General features: G+C 71.0%; 14 protein-coding genes. 8 read left to right on the forward strand and 6 right to left on the reverse strand.

What is annotated here, in order from left to right; translation table 11 throughout:
* Positions 1-13: 13 nt before the first annotated feature.
* Complete coding sequence (gene gcvPB / locus NQZ70_RS52060) at positions 14-1507, reverse strand: aminomethyl-transferring glycine dehydrogenase subunit GcvPB (protein WP_129580874.1); 1494 nt, start codon at positions 1505-1507, stop codon at positions 14-16.
* A 14-nt stretch (positions 1508-1521) separates the two neighbouring features.
* The gene (locus NQZ70_RS52065; protein WP_129580875.1) at positions 1522-2130 is read right to left on the reverse strand and encodes a hypothetical protein; all 609 of its coding nucleotides are present in this window, start codon (positions 2128-2130) and stop codon (positions 1522-1524) included.
* A gap of 295 nt (positions 2131-2425) precedes the next feature.
* Between NQZ70_RS52065 and NQZ70_RS52070 the strand changes: the two genes are divergently transcribed.
* Complete coding sequence (locus NQZ70_RS52070) at positions 2426-4090, forward strand: VCBS repeat-containing protein (RefSeq protein WP_237244854.1); 1665 nt, start codon at positions 2426-2428, stop codon at positions 4088-4090.
* Positions 4091-4189: 99 nt separating this feature from the next.
* Here the strand turns inward: NQZ70_RS52070 and hemL are convergent, their stop codons facing one another.
* Complete coding sequence (gene hemL / locus NQZ70_RS52075) at positions 4190-5506, reverse strand: glutamate-1-semialdehyde 2,1-aminomutase (protein ID WP_129580877.1); 1317 nt, start codon at positions 5504-5506, stop codon at positions 4190-4192.
* Positions 5507-5842: 336 nt separating this feature from the next.
* Here hemL and NQZ70_RS52080 point away from each other — a divergent pair, with 336 nt between their 5' ends.
* Positions 5843-7336, forward strand: a complete 1494-nt coding sequence (locus NQZ70_RS52080) for a serine/threonine-protein kinase (RefSeq protein ID WP_129580878.1) — start codon at positions 5843-5845, stop codon at positions 7334-7336.
* Between the two features lie 79 nt (positions 7337-7415).
* Here NQZ70_RS52080 and NQZ70_RS52085 read toward each other — a convergent pair whose 3' ends face one another.
* Positions 7416-7979, reverse strand: coding sequence for a GNAT family N-acetyltransferase (locus NQZ70_RS52085; protein ID WP_129580879.1), 564 nt, complete (start codon positions 7977-7979; stop codon positions 7416-7418).
* A 107-nt stretch (positions 7980-8086) separates the two neighbouring features.
* On the opposite strand from NQZ70_RS52085, the gene NQZ70_RS52090 reads away from it, so the two are divergent.
* On the forward strand, positions 8087-8542 hold the full coding sequence (locus tag NQZ70_RS52090) for a hypothetical protein (protein ID WP_237244855.1): 456 nt from the start codon (positions 8087-8089) through the stop codon (positions 8540-8542).
* 100 nt (positions 8543-8642) lie between these two features.
* On the opposite strand, the gene NQZ70_RS52095 is transcribed toward NQZ70_RS52090, so the two are convergent.
* Positions 8643-9293 carry a glutathione S-transferase family protein gene (locus NQZ70_RS52095; protein WP_129580880.1) on the reverse strand — a complete coding sequence of 217 codons (651 nt, stop codon included), beginning with the start codon at positions 9291-9293 and terminating at the stop codon, positions 8643-8645.
* 73 nt (positions 9294-9366) lie between these two features.
* Positions 9367-10347, reverse strand: coding sequence for a hypothetical protein (locus tag NQZ70_RS52100; protein WP_237244856.1), 981 nt, complete (start codon positions 10345-10347; stop codon positions 9367-9369).
* A 1472-nt stretch (positions 10348-11819) separates the two neighbouring features.
* Here NQZ70_RS52100 and cas6 point away from each other — a divergent pair.
* The 5 genes from cas6 to cas5 are packed head-to-tail and all read left to right on the forward strand — an operon-like array spanning position 11820 to position 18137.
* Complete coding sequence (cas6, locus tag NQZ70_RS52105; RefSeq protein WP_165374600.1) at positions 11820-12449, forward strand: type I-MYXAN CRISPR-associated protein Cas6/Cmx6; 630 nt, start codon at positions 11820-11822, stop codon at positions 12447-12449.
* Positions 12449-14911 carry a CRISPR-associated helicase Cas3' gene (gene cas3 / locus NQZ70_RS52110; RefSeq protein WP_129580882.1) on the forward strand — a complete coding sequence of 821 codons (2463 nt, stop codon included), beginning with the start codon at positions 12449-12451 and terminating at the stop codon, positions 14909-14911. The genes cas6 and cas3 overlap by 1 nt, the downstream gene beginning before the upstream one ends.
* On the forward strand, positions 14896-16449 hold the full coding sequence (cas8a1, locus tag NQZ70_RS52115; protein ID WP_129580883.1) for a type I-MYXAN CRISPR-associated Cas8a1/Cmx1: 1554 nt from the start codon (positions 14896-14898) through the stop codon (positions 16447-16449). The genes cas3 and cas8a1 overlap by 16 nt, the downstream gene beginning before the upstream one ends.
* 3 nt (positions 16450-16452) lie before the next feature.
* On the forward strand, positions 16453-17466 hold the full coding sequence (locus NQZ70_RS52120; protein WP_129580884.1) for a DevR family CRISPR-associated autoregulator: 1014 nt from the start codon (positions 16453-16455) through the stop codon (positions 17464-17466).
* Positions 17463-18137 carry a type I-MYXAN CRISPR-associated protein Cas5/Cmx5/DevS gene (cas5, locus tag NQZ70_RS52125; protein WP_129580885.1) on the forward strand — a complete coding sequence of 225 codons (675 nt, stop codon included), beginning with the start codon at positions 17463-17465 and terminating at the stop codon, positions 18135-18137. Before NQZ70_RS52120 ends, cas5 begins: the two co-directional genes overlap by 4 nt.
* Positions 18138-18143: the final 6 nt, after the last annotated feature.

The raw sequence follows: 18143 nt of genomic DNA on the forward strand, positions 1-18143 counted from the left end.
TCCTCCGGGCGGGTCACGTCCTCGACCACCGCAGGCGCGGCTGGCGCGCGGCCCGGGCCTCGTCGAGGCGGCCCACGACCGTCCCGTGCGGCGCCTGCTTCACGACGTCCGGCGTCTCCTGCGCCTCCTTGAGGATGCTCAGCATCGCGGCCGCGAACTCGTCGAGGGTCTCGCGCGTCTCGGTCTCGGTCGGCTCGATCATCAGGGCGCCCGGCACGACCAGCGGGAAGTAGACCGTGGGCGCGTGGAAGCCGTAGTCGAGCAGCCGCTTCGCGATGTCGAGCGTCTTGACCCCGGTCTCCTTCTCGATCTGGCTGTCGGACAGCACCACCTCGTGCATGCACGGCTGCGGCACCGGCGCGAGGTAGTGGTCCTTCAGCTTGGCCCAGAGGTAGCGCGCGTTCAGCACGGCCAGGCTGCTCGCCGCCGTGAGCCCCTCGCCGCCCATCTCCCGGATGTACGCGTACGCGCGGATGAACATCCCGAAGTTGCCGGTGAAGGCCCGGAGCCGCCCGACGCTCTGGGGCCGATCGCGGTCCCACGCGAGCCCGTCGCCGCGCCGCACGAGGACCGGCGCGGGCTGGAACGGCTCCAGGTGCTTCTTGAAGCAGACCGGCCCGGCGCCGGGGCCGCCGCCGCCGTGCGGCGTCGTGAACGTCTTGTGCAGGTTGATGTGGATGACGTCCATCCCCACGTCGCCCGGCCGCGCGTGCCCCATGATGGCGTTCGTGTTCGCGCCGTCGCCGTAGACCAGCCCCCCCTTGTCGTGGATGAGCTTGATGATCGCCGGCAGGTGCGTCTCGTACGCCCCGAGGGTGTTCGGGTTCGTGATCATCAGCCCGCAGACGTCGCCGTCCGACCCCTCGCGCTCGATCGCGGCGAGGACCTGCTCGGGGTGGGTGATCCCGTCGGCGGTCTTCTCGATCCTGACGGCGACGAGCCCGTTGAGCGCGCAGCTCGCCGGGTTCGTGCCGTGGGCGCTCTCCGGGATGAAGACCTTCCGCGGCGAGCGCCCCTTCGACTCGTGGAACGCCCGCATCATCATCAGCCCCGCGAGCTCGCCCTGCGCGCCCGCCGACGGCTGCAGCGAGCAGCCGTCCATGCCGCTGACCTCGCAGAGCGCCTCCTGCAGGCGCCACATCACCTCGAGCGAGCCCTGGCTGAGCTCGTCGGGCGTCATCGGGTGCAGCTTCGCGAAGCCCGGGATGCGCGCGGCCCACTCGTTGATCTTCGGGTTGTACTTCATCGTGCACGACCCGAGCGGGTACATCTGCCCGTCGATGCAGAAGTTCCACTGCGAGAGCCGGACGAAGTGCCGGAAGGCCTCCGGCTCGCTCACCTCCGGCAGGCCGGCCGGCTCCTTGCGCGCGAGCGCGCCGTAGTGGGCGCCGGGATCGACGTCGGGCACGTCGAGCGGCGGGAGCGACGCGCCGGTCCTGCCCGGCGTGCCTCGCTCGAAGATGGGGGGTTCGCGGAACTGAATGCCTCGCGGCTGCGGCTGGGTCATCGGGGGCAGTTATGTCAGAGGCCGGGGGGCTCGGCAGGTGCTTCTTCGGAGGGGGAGGCGGGCGGCTCGGGCTTCCCGGACTCCTGGTTGTCGCCGTCCCAGTCGCCGCCGCCGATGTCGGAGCTGCCGGTGCCCCCGATCGACTGCAGGTCCGGCATCATGTTGCGCTGCTTGACGGCTTCCCAGGGCTCGCCGACCTCATCCTTGTTGCGGCCGATCTGGCCCACGACCTTGTCGTCGATGTTCTCGCCCTCCGGCCGCGTGTACTTGAAGTACCCCCGGCCTTCCTTGGTCGAGTTGGGCCCGATGGCGCCGATGACGTGCTCGGTCCACGTGAACTTGATGAGGTCGCCCGCCACCGACCCGTGCAGCTCGCCCCACCGGTCCTTGACGGGACGGATCCAGCGGCCCTCGATGGAGTCGGAGTTCGGGTCCCGGACGAGGTGCAGGTAACCGTAGAGCTCGCTGTAATAGACGCCCGTCCAGTCGCCTCCTTCGGGCATGTCCCCGGCCTCCACCTTGGCCGTCTTCGGTGCGGGGGTCGAGCTGCAGCCCAGCGCCGTCGTCCCCAGCAGCAGGGCACAGGCGGCGCCGGCAATCCAAAGCCGTCGCGATACGTTCATGGCGGCGGAGCCTAGCACAGCACCTACCCGCACCCATACCGGCAACCTGACGCAATCCGACGATGGCCGACGATGGACGACGAACGACAGGTCAACCAGCGCTCGCCACGTCGGGGACATGCAGCCTACCTCCCCTCCTGAAGGAGGAGCGTAACGTACCGTTCAGCGCATCCACGACCGCGTCAAATTTCCGCTTCACCTCTTCTTCGGCCGCGAAGCGCTGGTAAGCTCCCAGGCCATGATGAAGTCCTTTGTCTGCAACCGAGGTTTTGTAATTCCCGGTAGAATCGCTCTCTTGACCAGCGTCCTCGCCCTTGCGGCCTGCGAGGGCCAGCTCGGCAACGTCGACGGCACCCTTCCCGACGACGACGGCGGCGGCAGCAGCGGCTCCTGGTCCCACCCCCGCCCGGTGCCCGGGGGCTCCAAGCCCCTGCCGGCCGCCGCGTCGTGCGCGCCGGCCGGCAGCGGCTCCGCCGCCGTCGCGGAGCCAGAGCTCCTCCTCCAGCTCTCCGACGACGACGAGAGCGCGTGGCTCGGGTCGCCGGCGGTCGCCGATCTGGACGGCGACGGCGAGAACGAGATCCTGGTGACGCACAACGGCAACATCGTCGCCTGGGGGCCGGACGGCGCCCAGAAGTGGCGGTTCGACGACTCGCGGGAGTACGGCCGCATCTGGGCGAGCCCGATCGTCGCGGATTTCCGCGGCGACGCGCAGCTCGAGGTCGTCTTCGCGGCGCGCACCCGGATCTACATGCTCGACGCGAGCGGCCGGGTGGTGGACGGCTGGCCCGTCGCCTGGAACGACGAGATCCGCGCCCTGGCCGCCGGCGACGTCGACGGCGACGGCCAGCTCGACGTCGTTGCCGCGAGCACCGACAGGACCCCCGACGTCCTGATGGCCTTCCACGCGAGCGGGGCGCCGGTCGCCGGCTTCCCGCCGATCTCGAGCAAGACGATCGGGTGCGACGCCCGCCGCAGCGACGACGCCGAGTGCTGGATCGTGGGCGTCTACGACCAGAACCTGGCCATCGGCGACCTCGACGGGGACGGCGCGCAGGACATCGTCTCGCCGATGGACAACTCCTATGCCGGGTTCTACCACGGCACGGGGGAGGCCTTCGACGCGAATCCCATGTTCAAGGGCCGCCCGAAGACGCCGGGCGTGCGGTACATGCACGACCTCGCGCTCGCGCAGCAGGGCTTCGGCGACAGCCGCGACCTGCAGGCCTATTTCAAGAACTCGGCCCCTGCGATCGCGGACGTGGACGGCGACGGCAAGCCGGAGGTCATCATGCTCGCGGCGGCCGAGGACGTCGACATGTCGGACCAGTCCCGGGGCGTCGGCCTGTGGGTGGTCCGCAACGACGCGAGCCGCATCCAGGGCTGGGAGAGCCCGTTCTACGCGCCGGACTACCTGTCCGGCGGCGAGGACCTCGGCGGCAACATCGTGGCGGCGACGCAGCAGGTGACCGTGGCCGACCTCGACGCGACGCACCCCGGCCCCGAGATGATCTTCGCGGGCCTCGACGGGCGGATCCACGCGGTCTACGCCGACAAGACGGAGTACTGGGACGTCGAGTACACGGACGACACGCAGGTGCTCACGGGCGGCGTCGTGGTCGGGGACCTGTCGGGCGACGGCATCCCCGAGGTCGTGTTCAACACCTACTCGACCGAGGAGAACAGGAGCCACCTCTTCGTCCTCGAGGCGGGCGGCAAGCTCCTCCACAAGATCCCGCTGCCGCGGCTCGGCGCGATGCCCGTGCCCACGCTCGCCGACGTGAACGGCGACGGCACGATCGAGATCGTCGTCTCGCTCCGCGAGATCGGCTGGATCGACGGCCAGACCCCGGAGCCGAACACGTACGTGTACACGGTGCCGCGGTCGTCGACGAACTGCCTGCTCTGGCCGACCGCCCGCGGCAACCTCTATAGAAACGGCTGGGTCCGCGCGGACTGACGCGCGCCTCCGGGGCCCGCGCGTGCGGGCCCCGGCGCGTGCGCTCGCGCGAGGGGCCGATCGCAGAGGCGGCCGGCCCCTCGCCGTTCCGGCCCGCCCTCAGGCCGCGAGCGCCTCGCGGCAGGCGGCGACCGTCCGCTCGACGTCCTCCTCGGTGTGCGCGCCGCTCAGGAACGCCGCCTCGTACTGCGACGGGGGCCAGTAGACGCCGCGCGCGAGCATGCCCGCGTGGAAGGCGCTGAAGCGCTTCGTGTCGGAGGTCGCGGCGTCGGCCCAGGAGCGGACCGGGCCCTTCGTGAAGAACAGCGTGATCATCGAGCCGACCCGCTGGACGCACGCGGTCGCGCCGGCGCCCTCGGCGGCGGCCCTGAGGCCCTGCTCGAGCGACGCGCCGAGCTGCTCGAGCCGCGCGTAGAGGTCGGGCGTGAGGCGCTCGAGCGTCGCGAGCCCGGCGGTGACCGCCAGCGGGTTGCCGCTGAGCGTGCCGGCCTGGTACACGGGGCCGAGCGGCGACACGACGCGCATCACGTCGGCGCGGCCGCCGTAGGCCGCGAGGGGCATGCCGCCGCCGACGATCTTGCCGAGCGTGGTCAGGTCCGGCCGGAGGCCGAAGCGCTCCTGCGCGCCGCCGCGGGCGAGGCGGCAGCCGGTCATCACCTCGTCGAAGATCGAGAGCGCGCCGTGCTTGCGGCAGAGGTCGATCACGAGGGCGAGGAAGCCGGGCTCCGGCGGGACGCAGCCCATGTTGCCGACCACCGGCTCGAGGATGACCGCGGCGATGTCGCCGCCGCGCGCCGCGAAGGCGGCCTCGAGGGCGGCCGGGTCGTTGTAGGGCAGGGAGAGGGTGGCGCGGGCGACGCTCTCGGGGACGCCGGCGGAGTCGGGCGCGCCGAAGGTGGCGAGCCCGCTGCCCGCCTTGACGAGCAGGTGGTCGGCGTGGCCGTGGTAGCAGCCCTCGAACTTGATGATGGCGTCGCGGCCGGTGAAGCCGCGCGCGACGCGGATGGCGCTCATCGTCGCCTCGGTGCCGCTGGAGACGCAGCGCAGCATCTCGATGCTCGGGTAGAGCTCGCGGATCTTCTCGGCGAAGCGGACCTCGAGCTCGGTCGGGGCGCCGAACGAGAGGCCGCCGAGGGCCGCCTCGCGGACGGCCTCCACCACGGCGGGGTTCGCGTGGCCGAGGATGGCCGGCCCCCAGGAGCCGACGTAGTCGATGTACTCGGCGCCGTCGGCGTCGAACAGCCGCGCTCCCTGCGCGCGAGCGATGAAGAGGGGGTCGCCGCCGACGGCGCGGAAGGCCCGCACCGGGCTGTTCACGCCGCCGGGCAGGACGGCGGCGGCGCGGTCGAACAGGGCTTTGGAGGCGGGGGCTCGGCCCCCGCGGGCGGGCGGAGGAGCGCTCTTCTCGTTCGTCATCGTGCTCCGGGCCATAGCAGGGGCAGGGCGGGGGAGCGACGCGGATCGAGGCCGCCGGGCGCGCGGCGCCGCGGTCGCCGCGCGCCGGACGCGTGGCGTCGCGGTCGCCGGGCTCGCGGCGTCGCGGCGCGTCGGGCGCGCGGTGCGGGGGCCGGAGGAGGGACGGCGCGACGGTCCGGGGGTGGCCGCGGGCGGCCTTCGATCCACACGATCCTTTGCTGCGCGGTCGCGCTTGGCTATGGTGAGCGCCTGGAGAGAGAAGGGGCCGCGACCCGCGGCCCGGGCTGCTCCTGGGGACCGCGGCGCGGCTCCCCGAGCACAAGCGTCTGGTGAGCCATGCGGATCTCCGAGGACCCCGCACCGGGGCAGCGTCTCGGGCGATATGAGCTTCTGCGCCTCATCGGCGAAGGCGGGATGGCGCAGGTCTGGGCCGCGCGCATGGAGGGCTCCCGCGGCTTCCACAAGGTCGTCGCGCTGAAGACGCTCATCCCGGCGCTCGCGCGCGATCCGCAGTTCCAGCGCATGTTCCTCGACGAGGCGAACCTCGCCGCGAAGATCCACCACCGCAACGTGGTCGAGATCCTCGACCTCGGCGACTCCGACGGCGTGCTCTTCCTCGTGATGGAGTGGATCGACGGGCAGACGATGCAGCGGCTGCTCCGGCCGGGTCTGCGCCCGATGCCGATCTCCCCGGCGATGGCCGCGCGGGTCGTGGCCGACGCGGCGCACGGGCTGCACGCGGCGCACGAGCTCCACGACGAGCGCGGGGTGCCGCTCGGCATCGTGCACCGGGACGTCTGCCCGCAGAACATCCTCATCGATCGCGACGGCACGGTGAAGGTGGCCGATTTCGGGATCGTGAAGGCGTTCGAGCGGCTGGGCGACACGACGCAGACCGGCGAGATCAAGGGCAAGGGCGAGTACATGTCGCCCGAGCAGGCGCAGGGGCAGCCGGTCGACCGCCGCTCGGACATCTTCTCGCTCGGCGTGGTGCTCTTCGAGGCGGTGACGGGGGCGCTCCCGTTCCAGGTGCTGCACGACCTCGTGCTGCCGCAGACCGGGGCGTCGGAGCCGCCGCGGCCCACGCTGATCGCGCCGCAGTGCCCGCGGGATCTCGAGGAGATCATCCTGAAGGCGCTCGCGCGCGACCCGCGCGAGCGCTTCCAGACGGCGGGCGAGATGGCGAGCGCGCTGGAGGACTTCCTGATGCGCCGGTCGGGCGTGATCACGACCGCGCACGTGGCGGAGCTGCTGATCGCGCGCTGCGGGGACAAGCTCGAGGAGGAGCGGCAGCGGATCGCGGACGCGATCGTCCCGCAGCAGCGCCCGGCGTGGCGGCCGAAGCCGGGGGCGACGTTGAGCGTCGGGCCGCCGTCGGAGGGCCGCTCGCGGAACCCGCGCACGGCGCCGCGGCGGGGGATCGGCGGGCTGATGCGCGCCGGCAGCGACGCGCTGCGCCCGGTGGCGCTGCCGTGGCTCGTGGCGTCGGTCTCCACGGGCGTCGCGGTGGCGTCGCTCATGTTCGTCGCGCTGAGCCGGCCGAGGGATCCGCGGCCGCTCGTGGATCCGATCGCGGTGCAGACCCAGCCGAGCGCCGCGGTGGTGAAGCTGAACGGCGTGGTGCTCGGCGTGGGCAGCCAGGTCATCGCCCGGCCGAAGCCGGGGGTGTCGCTCGTGGTGGAGGCGCGGTCGAGCGACGGCGTCTCGCAGACGGTGGAGATCACGTCGGAGTCCCCCGCGCGGATCCAGATCGACCTGGAGCCGAGGGGCGGGGCCGGCCCCGGGGCCGCGGCGCCGCCGGGCAGCGGGAGCGCGCCGGCGGCGAAGTAGCCGCGGGGGCGGGCGGCGGCGCGGCGACCGGGGAGGCGCGGCGAGGGCGTCCGCGGCGGCGGAGGCCGGCGAGCGCGGGTCACGTCGCGGCGGCCGCGAGCTCGCCGCGCAGCAGGCCGTAGAGCGCGGTGTCGGTGTACCGCCCGTCGTAGTACCAGTTCTGGCGCTGCAGCCCCTCGCGCGCGAAGCCGAGGCGCTCGAGCACGCGCGCGGAGGCGCGGTTGTCCGGATCGATCTGCGCCTCGACGCGGTGGAGCTCCATCGACGCGAAGCCGAAGCCGATCACGGCGCGCAGCGCCTCGGTCATGATCCCCCGGTTCCAGAACGCGGGCAGGAGGTCGTAGCCGATCTCGGCCCAGCGATGGGGCTTGTTCCAGCGCCAGAAGCCTCCCGTGCCGACGAGCTCTCCGCTGTCCTTGAGGGTGATGCCCCAGCGGATCGAGGTGTTCTCTCGGACGCCGGCGAGGATGGTGGCGATGCGCCGCTCCGAGTCCGCGAGCGAGCCGTCGGGCGCGCGGCCGGCGTAGCGCACCACCTCCGGATCCGACTGGATGCGGAAGATGCGCTCGGCGTCGCTGGGCGCGATCGCGCGGAGCGCCAGGCGCGGCGTCGCGAGGACGGGGAACGGATCGAACGACGTCATCGGCCGATGGCATCAGCGGAGGTCTCCGGGCGTCAAGCGCGGGGCACGGGCCGAGCGGCCTTGACGTCGTCGTGCGCTCGGCCGACATCTCCCGGGGAGGACTTCGCATGGCGCCGCTCGAGGAACTGGGTGCGGAGCCGCTCGCCGCGCTCGAGGAGGCGGAGGGCGCCGCCGGCGGCGAGCGCGGGGCGGAGCGCGTCGGGGCGCCGGGGTGCCGCGTCCGCTTTGCCCTCGGGGTGTCCGAGCTGCCCGGGGAGCACGCGGTGGTGGTGCTCCACGAGGATGCGATCCTGCGGTGGCGCCCCACGCCGAAGCGGCCGGACGGCGCGCCCGCGCGGCTCGCCGAGGTGGCCGTGGGCGCGGCGATCGCGGTGGAGCATGGCGGCATCTGGGACGAGGGGCTCGTCCTCGGCCGCGTCGTGCGCCCCGCGCGCGCCGGCGGCTTCCGGGTCGACGGCGACTCGACGGCGACGTGGAGCTCTATCCGTCGGTTGCCGAAGCCGAGCGGGCGCACGGCCCGCTCGAGCCGGGAGAGCCGCAGGAGCTGCCCGCCGCCGCCGTAGATCCGGCGTTCGAGCTGGGCGAGCCGATCGGGCGGGACGCCCGCGGGATCGGCCGCAGGGCGAGGCGCTAGCCGCGGGCGCGCCGCGCCTGCCGCGTCGCTCAGCCGAGGTCGGCGACCGCGTCGCCGCCCGCCTCGGTCCAGCTGTCGCGGCTGCGCAGCCGCTCGCGGTAGGCGATCACCTTCGGCCAGCGCCCGGCGTCGTCGAGGTGCGAGCCGCGGAGCAGCGAGAGGGCGGCGCCCACGGAGCAGTCCGCGAGCGACATGGAGCTCTTGAGCAGGTACTGATCCTCGAGCTCCGCCTCGAGCAGATCGAGCGAGCGCGTCGCCTCGTCGCTGGCCCGCTTGACGACCGCCTCGGCGAGGGCGGGGAGGCCGGTCTTCGGCGCGACGACGTTGGTCCACCAGATCGCGCTGCAGTGCGGGGTCAGGTGCGCGCTGTCGAAGAACAGCCACTGGAGCGCCCTGGCCTCGGACGTCGGCACGTCGGGCCAGCGCGTCGTCCCGTGCGTGCGGCCGAGGTAGGCGATGATGGCGTTCGACTCCCGGAGCACGAGCGGGCCGTCCTCGAGGACGGGCACCTTCCGGTGCGGGTTCAGCCGGGCGAACGCCTCGGCGCGCTGCTCGCCTCGAAACAGGTCGACCTCGACCGGCTCGTACGCGAGCCCGAGCTCGGCGAGGGCGAGCCGCACCTTGAGCGCGTTGGGCGAGTGGCGGAACGTGTAGAGGCGCATGAGGGCGCAGTAGCGCATGCGGCCGGCGGGCGCGAGCGGCCGCGGTGGAGGGGATGAGGTGCGGGCGGGGAAGCGTGAGCGTCTGGCCGGATCAGGCGATGCCGGCGACGGGCGGCTCGACGGGAGCGGGCTCGGGCTTCACGGGGCCGGCATCCGGCTTCTTGTCGGGCCGAGGGGACGCGTGCGTGGCGCGCGTCGCCGTGTACAGATTGGGGAATCGGCCTTCGGGATCGTCATAATAGAAGAGGAACCGGCCAATGCGGACGGCTTCGTCGTAATGGCGGAAGAGCAGCTTGGCGGCGCGCGCCTGGTAGCCTTTCCAGAGCATCTGTTCGGGCGTCGACGTGGCGCCGAGCAGGCGCAGGATCTGCTCCGCGAGGGCGCTCGCGTCCTGCTCGTCCTCGCTGCGGAAGTTCCTTTTATCGTCCTGGATGGCGTCGCGGTGCTTGCGGTACATATCGGCGGCGCCCGACAGGTCGTTGGCGAGGTCGAGGTGGCCGCTGCCCGCGCGCAGGTGCGCGAGCTGGGCGGTGGCCTCCGCGTCGCCGTCGAGGTGGTATTCGAGCGTCTTCAGCATGCGCGCGCGCATCTCGTAGGCGCGCTCGACGAGGGTGGCCGGGAGCGCCGCCCCGGAGTGCGTGGCCGAGGTGAGGAGGAGCTTGTGCCGGGCGAACCAGGTCGCCCAGGCGACGCTCTCGAGCCCGTCGATGAGCGCGGCATCGAGCGCGCCCGCCGCGGCGATGGCCGCGATGCGCTGGCGCAGCTGCGGCGCGGCGAGCGTCTGGGCCACGCCGATGGCCTGCACGGCGGCTGCCTGGAGATCGAGCCGCGGCGTGTCCAGCCCGGCGAGCGGTATCGCGTCCAGGGCGGGCTTCACGCGCTGGAAGGCCGCCTCCGCGATATGGAGCTGGGTGGGCTCGACGGCGGGTGTCCCTGATTTGTTCGGGTTCTTGGGTTTGGGCATGGACGCAAGGACTAAGTCGCGTTGGAGAGAATGCCGCGAGCGAGCACGAAAAGGACGCGATTCATGAATATCGTCGTGCGGTTGCAGGATGGCGGGGGGAGGTCGCATGGGGCGTGGGGATTGAACGCCGTGCTGGGCGAGCGGGTCGGTCGAGCTGGTCGCCCGGGCGGGGTGGGTGGAGGAGCAGACGGTGCTCCGGCCGGTGCATCGGCTCGCCGGCGGCGCAGGGCGCTGCGACGCTGCGGGAAGCGCGCGGAGCTTCGCGGCGGGTGGTGCAGGACGTTGCGGGAAGCGCGCGGGGCTTGGCTGCGGGTGGTGCAGGACGCTGCGGGAAGCGCGCGGAGCTTCGCGGCGGGTGGTGCAGGACGTTGCGGGAAGCGCGCGGGGCTTGGCTGCGGGTGGTGCAGGACGCTGCGGGAAGCGCGCGGAGCTTCGCGGCGGGTGGTGCAGGACGTTGCGGGAAGCGCGCGGGGCTTGGCTGCGGGTGGTGCAGGACGCTGCGGGCAGCGCGCGGAGCTTCGCGGCGGGTGGTGCAAGACGCTGCGGGAAGCGCGCGGAGCTTCGCCGCGTGGTGCAGGACGTTGCGGGAAGCGCGCGGGGCTTCGCCGAAGGTGGCGCCGAGCGTTGCGGGGAGCCGCGGGGCTTCGCCGCGGGTAGCGCAGGACGTTGCGGGAAGCGCGCGGGGCTTCGCCGAAGGTGGCGCCGAGCGTTGCGGGGAGCCGCGGGTGGCGCAGGACGTTGCGGGAAGCGCGCGGGGCTTCGCGAAGGTGGCGCCGAGCGTTGCGGGAGATGCGTGCGCTTCGCCGCAGAGGACGCGGGCTGCGGGATGTTGCACGGCCTGCGTTCAGCTTCGTCGGTGGCTGCAGGATGCGGAGACGAGGGCAGGGCCGTGCCAGCTGGTTCGGTTAGCCGACGAGCTGATCGGAGGACGATCGCCTTTCCGTAGTACGGCGTGGATTCTTCACGAGCACCATCCATGCCAGCTACGGATGTGTATATGGTCAACATTCGAGATCGGTTGTCGGGGGGGCGAGCTCGAGCATCAGCTTTCCCGTACCGATTAACGTTTTCTTGTTGCGTCTTTGGTTCGGAGCCAGCTCCGTAGCAGTTAGCTTCGCATTTGTACTATCGACTCCAGCTCCGTGTTGCGCACTGGAACTATGGTTTCCAGTGCGCAAGCGTGGTGTGCGTCGAGAGCGAGGAGGGTGCCGTACGTGAGGACGAGATCAAGAAGACGAGAAGGCGAAGGCAGCCTTCCCGACTGAAACTGCACGACGTGTGAGAGGTCGGCACAGGGCCGGCCGACAAACCCTTGCTGCCAGCATCTGTGCGGCGCAGAAGGCCCGGCGGCTCGGCTGGTAGTGGGCGAGAACAGCTCACTGCTTCGATCGAAGGCACTGGTGTGACCGTTGCAACGTCCGCAGCCGGTCCATTGAATCTAGGAACTGCCGCAGCCGAGAGATGGTCGCGAGGACTCTCTCATCGAAGGAACACAGTCGAGCACGGCTGCTCTGCTTCATTGATGATGTTGAGCTGCGATGTGCCGCATGCGCACATAACCTGTTTTCGAGGAGATGTCGGTGCCCCAGGAGATCGCACTACGCGTCGATGTCGCGTTCCGCCTCGCGGCGAATCTCGTCCCGCTCGACCACGGCTACGCCTTGTTCGGCGCGATCTGCCGGATCGCCGGCGACCTGCACGGCGCGGGGTGGCTCGCGGTGCATCCGCTTCCCGGCGTGCCACGGCCTGACGGCCTGCTCGCGGTGGACGCACACCGCGGCCTTCGCCTCCGGCTGGAGCCTGGCCAGATCGCTCGTGTCCTCTGCCTTGCCGGCAAGCGTCTCGAGCTCGACGGACACTCCACGCGCGTGGGTGTTTCCACGGTGCACGCGATCGAGCCCGCGGCGGAGCTGCGCGCCCGCATCGTCGTCATCAAGGGGTTCACCGAGCCGGAGCCGTTCCGGGAGGCGCTGCGGCGGCAGCTCGACGCCCTGGAGGTCGCCGCGCGCATCGAGCTCGGGCGACGGCGCACGATCGCCGTCAACGGCTACACCGTCGTGGGGTTCGAGACGGCGCTGCATGAGCTGACGCCGGACGGATCGCTGCGGGCCCAGTACGCGGGCCTCGGAGGCAAGCAGCGGATGGGGTGCGGTGTGCTCGTGCCGACCGGGCGTCGCACTCGTCGAACGCAGGCGCGGGCCGAGGCGTGATGCGCTCGCCGCTCCTCGCGAAGTCGTACGACCGCAAGGACTTCAAGCAAGGCCCGCCGGATTTCGCGCTCCTCACGCAGCACAGCCGCGACGTGGCCGCTGCGTGTCGGGCGCTGGCCGATGTGATCGGTCCGGCCGCACTGGAGGCGGCAGCGCTTGACGCAGGCGAGCTCGAGCGCTTCGCCATGACGCTGCGGCTGTGCGGCTGGATGCAGGACGTCGGGAAGGCCAACAGCGACTTCCAGGCCATGGTCCACGACCAGCCGCAGATCGAGCAGCTCGTGCGGCATGAGACCGTCTCCGGGTTCCTCGTCTGGCTGGATCCCGCGATCCGTCGATGGCTCGCGCCGATGGAGGAGGTCCTCATGGTCGCGACGTGGGGCGCGCTCGGTCACCACCGCAAGTTCGACGAGCAGGTTGGAATGAACCAGGGCGCCGCGCTGACCGTGCACGCAGCCCACGAGGACTTCGCGACGCTCCTCAGGGACATGGCGGCCGACCTCGGGCTGCCAGCGCCGCCCAGGTTCGAGCGCGATTTCACGATCGGCCGCAGCAGGCGGGATCGTGCGGACCGCGCCGCCGGGCCGATGCGACAGCAGATGGTCGACGACTTCCGGGACGCCGAGGCCGATTTCAAGGACGACCGCCAGCGCCGCTTCGTTGCGCTGGTGAAGGGGCTCGGCATCGCCGCCGATGTGGCGGCGAGCGCGGTGGCACGGCGCCACGTCATGGCAGCGCGCTACTCCCTCCCGGAGTTCATCGCTCGCAGTTTGTCGACGCGGCTCACCCGCAGCGAGTTGACTGGGCTGATCCATCGCTGGGCGTGGCAGACCTACGACGGCCGTGCGCCGGTAGACCTTTCGCAGCTTCCACCTGGTTTCGGGTACCGGCCGTTTCAGGAGGACGTGGCGGCGTCCCCTTCGCGCCTGACGCTGGCGGAGGCGGGGTGCGGCTCCGGGAAGAGCGTCGCCGCCTACCTCTGGGCGCGCGAATGGTGTGCACGCCGCGAGATCGCCGGTGCACCCGGCTTCCGCCTGTTCTTCTGCCTCCCGACCACCGGCACGACCACCGAGCACTTCAGGGACTACGCGCTCGAGGCGGACGTACCGGCGGAGCTCGTCCATTCGCGGGCATCCGTCGACCTGCACACCCTCGCGACGACCGCCGACCAAGAGGAAGACGACGACGGGGAAGACGGCGACAATCGTTCGAAGCGCGCCGAGTCAGCGAAGAACGCGCTGCGGGCTGAGCGGGACAAGATCGAGGCGCTCGCGCTCTGGGACGCCCGCGTCGCGGTGACGACCGCCGACACCGTGCTCGGGCTGATGGCGAACGCGCGCCGTGCGCTGTGCGCGCTGCCGGCGATCGTGCAGTCGGCGATCGTCTTCGACGAGATCCACGCGTTCGACGATCACCTCTTCGGTCACCTGCTGGTGTTCCTGAGAAACTTTCCGGGCATCCCGGTGCTCCTGATGACCGCGTCGCTGCCCGAGGCGCGCCGGCGCGCGCTGGCCGAAGTTCGCACCGACCTCCACGTCGTGCCCGGGCCGACGGACCTGGAGACGCTTCCGCGGTACCGCCTCGCCGAGATCGAAAGCCCGGAGGCTTGCTGGCCAGAGATCGACGACTGCCTGCGCGGAGGCGGCAAGGTGCTCTGGGTACGGAACCAGGTCGAGTGGGCGAACGCGGTGTACCGCAGGGCGATCGAGCGGTTCCCGGAGATGAGCGTCGACGTGTACCACTCGCGTTTGCGGTACAGAGATCGCAGCCGCCGGCACCGTCGCGTGATCGATCGCTTCAAGCGCGCGGGGACGCCGGCGCTCCTGGTCGCCACGCAGGTGGCAGAGATGTCGCTCGATCTCTCCGCGGACCTGCTGGTCACGGACGAGGCGTCCGTTCCCGCGCTGATCCAGCGCCTCGGGCGTCTGAACCGTCACGCGACGCCGAAGTCTCCGGGTAGCCCGAAGCGGGCTCTGATCGTGCCGGTCGCGAGGAAGGAAGCGCTGCCTTACAGTCCGGAGGAGATCGAGGCGAGCCGCAGCTGGAGGAGCGCTCTCGTGAAGCTCGGGCGGGCGCTGCACCAGCGCGATCTCTCGGAGCAGTTCTCCGCCGGCGCCTCCGCGCACTCGCTCGACTACAGCGCCGCCGAGGAGGCTGCCGTTTTCCTGGGCGTCCCGGAGCGCAGCGGCCTCTGGCGCACGCGGCCTGGTAGCACCCGCGGTGCCGGGTACACCGTCGCCGTGCTGCTCGAGCGCGATGTGGCAGCGCATCGGCGGGCGCGCGGCGACGATGTCCCGGCCGCCGAGTGGCTCCGCGAGCACGAGGTTTCGATCCCCATCAAACAGGCGGTGCTCGGGTGGCCGCGCGTGGCCGGGCTGCCCGTCGCGCCCGATGACGTTGTTGTCTACGACTACGACGAAGCCACCGGAGAAGGGACCGGCGCGCGATGGCGAGAGAGCTGAGCTACCGGCTCACGAACCCGAACTACACTGTCTACCATCGCGCGGCGCTTGGTGGCCTCGCGGCGACGGTGCTCGCGTGGCGAGCGAAGCGGGGCAGCGCACCTGCCGAGATCGAGCACGACGTCCAGCGCGACAGCGTGAGGCTCGCGTGGGGTGACGACCTTCCCGATCAGGAGGCCCTGCAGCGGATCCTCGGCGCGTCGTTCCGGCTCACCAAGGACAAGCTGATCGATCTGGTCGGCCAAGCGGTGGCCGAAGCCAACGTCGAGCTACGGCTTTCGATCCACAACGGCCTCTGCGCGACGTTCTTGCAGCACCCCAAGATGCGCCCGTCGGAGAAGGAGCCGAGGCGTGTCGAGATCAGGAGCGTGGATGACGAGGCACGCGGAATGTTCACGTACAAGGCGATCACGTCCTATGCCCACCAGAAGGCGCAGGGAACCGGGTTGCTCGAGCCCGCGAAGAAGGGCTCATCGGCAGGGGCGTTCCCCGCGGTCGCGACGATCCCGCAGTCCGTCGTCCCGGGCGCCATGACGGGGATGCAGCCGCTCGAGACCGCCCCGGAGGAGGCGATCCTGCTGCTCTACCTCATGGTGGGCAGCGTCGTGTTTCTCCTGCGCCCGCGGACGTACAAGGAAAAGATGCAGGCGTGCGTCGTCGTGCCGGACGTGAGCGACCTCGTCGCGTTCGCCAGGGCGATGCGCGCGGTGGCAGGCGTCGATGTCGAGCGGCCGCGGTTGAGCGGCGGGTATCTCGGGCGCATCGCCGGAGGGGCCGAGGAGGCGGCGCTGCGGCTGCTGATCGATCTCACGGCGGACGACCTGCGCGATCGCCCTGCGGTGGCGGGCCTCCACGTGATCGCGATGGGGAAGGTCGCGTGGGACAAGAACCAGGTCAACCGGAGCGCCACGGTCAGGATCGGGCTGACCTACCCCGAGCTCGAGGTGTTCCGGTGCGCGAGCAAGCACCTCGGGAAGACGAGGATCGTTCCAGGGAGCAAGGGGGACGGCTACGCCGTGCCGATGAGCCCGGTCCCGGAACTCGTCGCGGCGAACCTCGCCGCCGGTCGGCACTGGGCGGCGGACTTCCGCGCGCTCGTGAGCGAGTCGAAGGATTTCTCGAGGATGCGCTTCGCGCGGAAAGGGCTGCAAAAAATGAAGGAGGCCATCAAGGACGGCGTTGATCAGGCCGTCATAGGCATGTTTCACGAGGCGTGGCGCAGGAAGATGGGCGTGTTCAAGGATCGGGAGCTCCGCGAAGGCGCGAGCTTCAAGCGGCAGGTCGAGGTTGAGCGGGAGCGGATCCGGAACTCGATCCTGCGCGCGAAGACCGCCGACGCGCTCGCGGGCTGGTTCCTGCGCTTCTGCGCCGACGCCACGCAAGGGGCAACGCTGGCCGCGGCGAGGCAGGAGGCCGCGACGCTGCGCGAGTTCATCTTCAATGAGCGGAACGCAAGCCGATTGCAGAACCTGCTCCTCTTCGCGCTCGTCAGCTACGCGAAGGACGACACCAAGGGTCAGACCAACGGGGAGGCGTGAACGATGGCCACGAACTATCTTTATGGCACCGTGCTCACGGGGGAGGCGGTCGCGGCCAACAACCGCGGCGAGAACATCGGCAACACGACGACGCTGCAGAAGGTCTTCCATCAGGACGACCTCCACACCAGCGTTTCAGCGGAGGCGATCCGCTTCGCGATCCGCTACCGGTTCCAGCTCCAGGGGCTCCAGGTAAACCGCACATACAGTTCGGGCAAGCTCGTCTATATCGACGAGAAGAGGGCCACCTGGGACCCCGGCGGCGACGTCTACGTCGACGACGACCTCATGGGCTTCATGGACGCGGCGGCAGCGGCCAAGGAGCGAGAGGAAGAGGACGGCGACGAGAGCGAGGAGGACGCGGACGTATCGGGCGCGAAGGGTAACGGCAGCAAGAAGGGGAAGCTGGCCGCCAAGCCGAAGGTGAAGGGCAAGACAACGAAACGCCCGAGCCCGCTCGCCATCGGTCGGGCCGTGTCGTTGCGTCCTTACCGTGGAGAGCTCTCGTACAACGCCGTGAGCGGCGAGAAGGAGAAGGGCAAGCTCTCGCTCTACAGCGCGGAGATGCACACGACCGAGTACCAGTACTCATTCGGGCTGAACCTCGGTGATGTCGTGGACAAGCGGAACATCGGCCACCTCGTCGAGGCGATCCTCGACCCGCCGCCGGTCGCGGGGAACCATGCGCGCTTCGCGTACGACTTCTCGCCCGCGTCGATCGTCCTTCGGCTCACGAACGCGCACTCGTCGCGGATCCAGAACTGCTTCGACCACGACGAGGCGCGGCGTACCTACAAGGTCGATCGTCTTCTCCAGCGTGTGGAGAGCGGTGACGTGCCTGCAGGTGAGCTCATCGTGGCGGGCGAGGTGGCTGCCACGCCAGAAGGGGCGCGGCTCAGGGAACTCGGCGCGACAGTTCTGCCCGGGATCGCGGCGGCAGGCGCGGAGGCTCGCGCCCGCGTCGTCAAGCTCGGAGGGCCCTTCGCGGCGGTTGCCTCGCGCGGCGCGAAGGGATGATCACCGTACGCGTCCAGGCGCCGTACGCGAGCTTTCGCAGATCGTACGCGCGCTCGTTTGCGGAGAGCTATCCGTTCGCGCCCCCGGCGACGGTCTACGGCATGCTCCTGTCGCTCGTCGGCGAGCGCTCGCGCGCGCGCCATGTGGGCGTTCGCCTCGCGTTCGCGTACGCGCGCCAGCCGACCGTCGCGACGACGCTCCGCAAGCTGAGCCGGTACAAGTACGGCGTGGCCATCAAGCAGGAGAAGCTCGGCAATGCGCCGGACTTCGTCGAGACGCTCTGCGGGCTCGATTTCCTCTGCTGGATCGACAGCGCCGGCGAGGTCACGGGGGAGGGACACGGCGCAGCTGTCTCAGGGCTGGAGGAGCGCGTGGAGCGCGCCGTGCTGTCGCCGGAGACCGTCACGCGGAGCGGCATCGTATGCTTGGGCCTCAGCGACGACGCGGTCGACGCGGTGACCCTGGTGAGCCAACCGGAGGGCAGATGGCGATGGCTGGTGCCGGATGAGGCAGGGGAAGTCGAGCTGCCCACGTGGGTCGATCACGTCGGCTCCCTCGATACGCGCTGGAGGCGGTTTCACTTCGACGCGGAGTCGCAGGAGGTCTCCCGCTCGCCTCCGCGGGATCACTTCGTGGAGATCGACGATCCGCGTCCTGGCCGCGGCGGATGAGCCGCC

This window comes from Sorangium sp. So ce836 (assembly GCF_028553905.1).
GTDB lineage: Bacteria > Myxococcota_A > Polyangia > Polyangiales > Polyangiaceae > Sorangium > Sorangium cellulosum_D.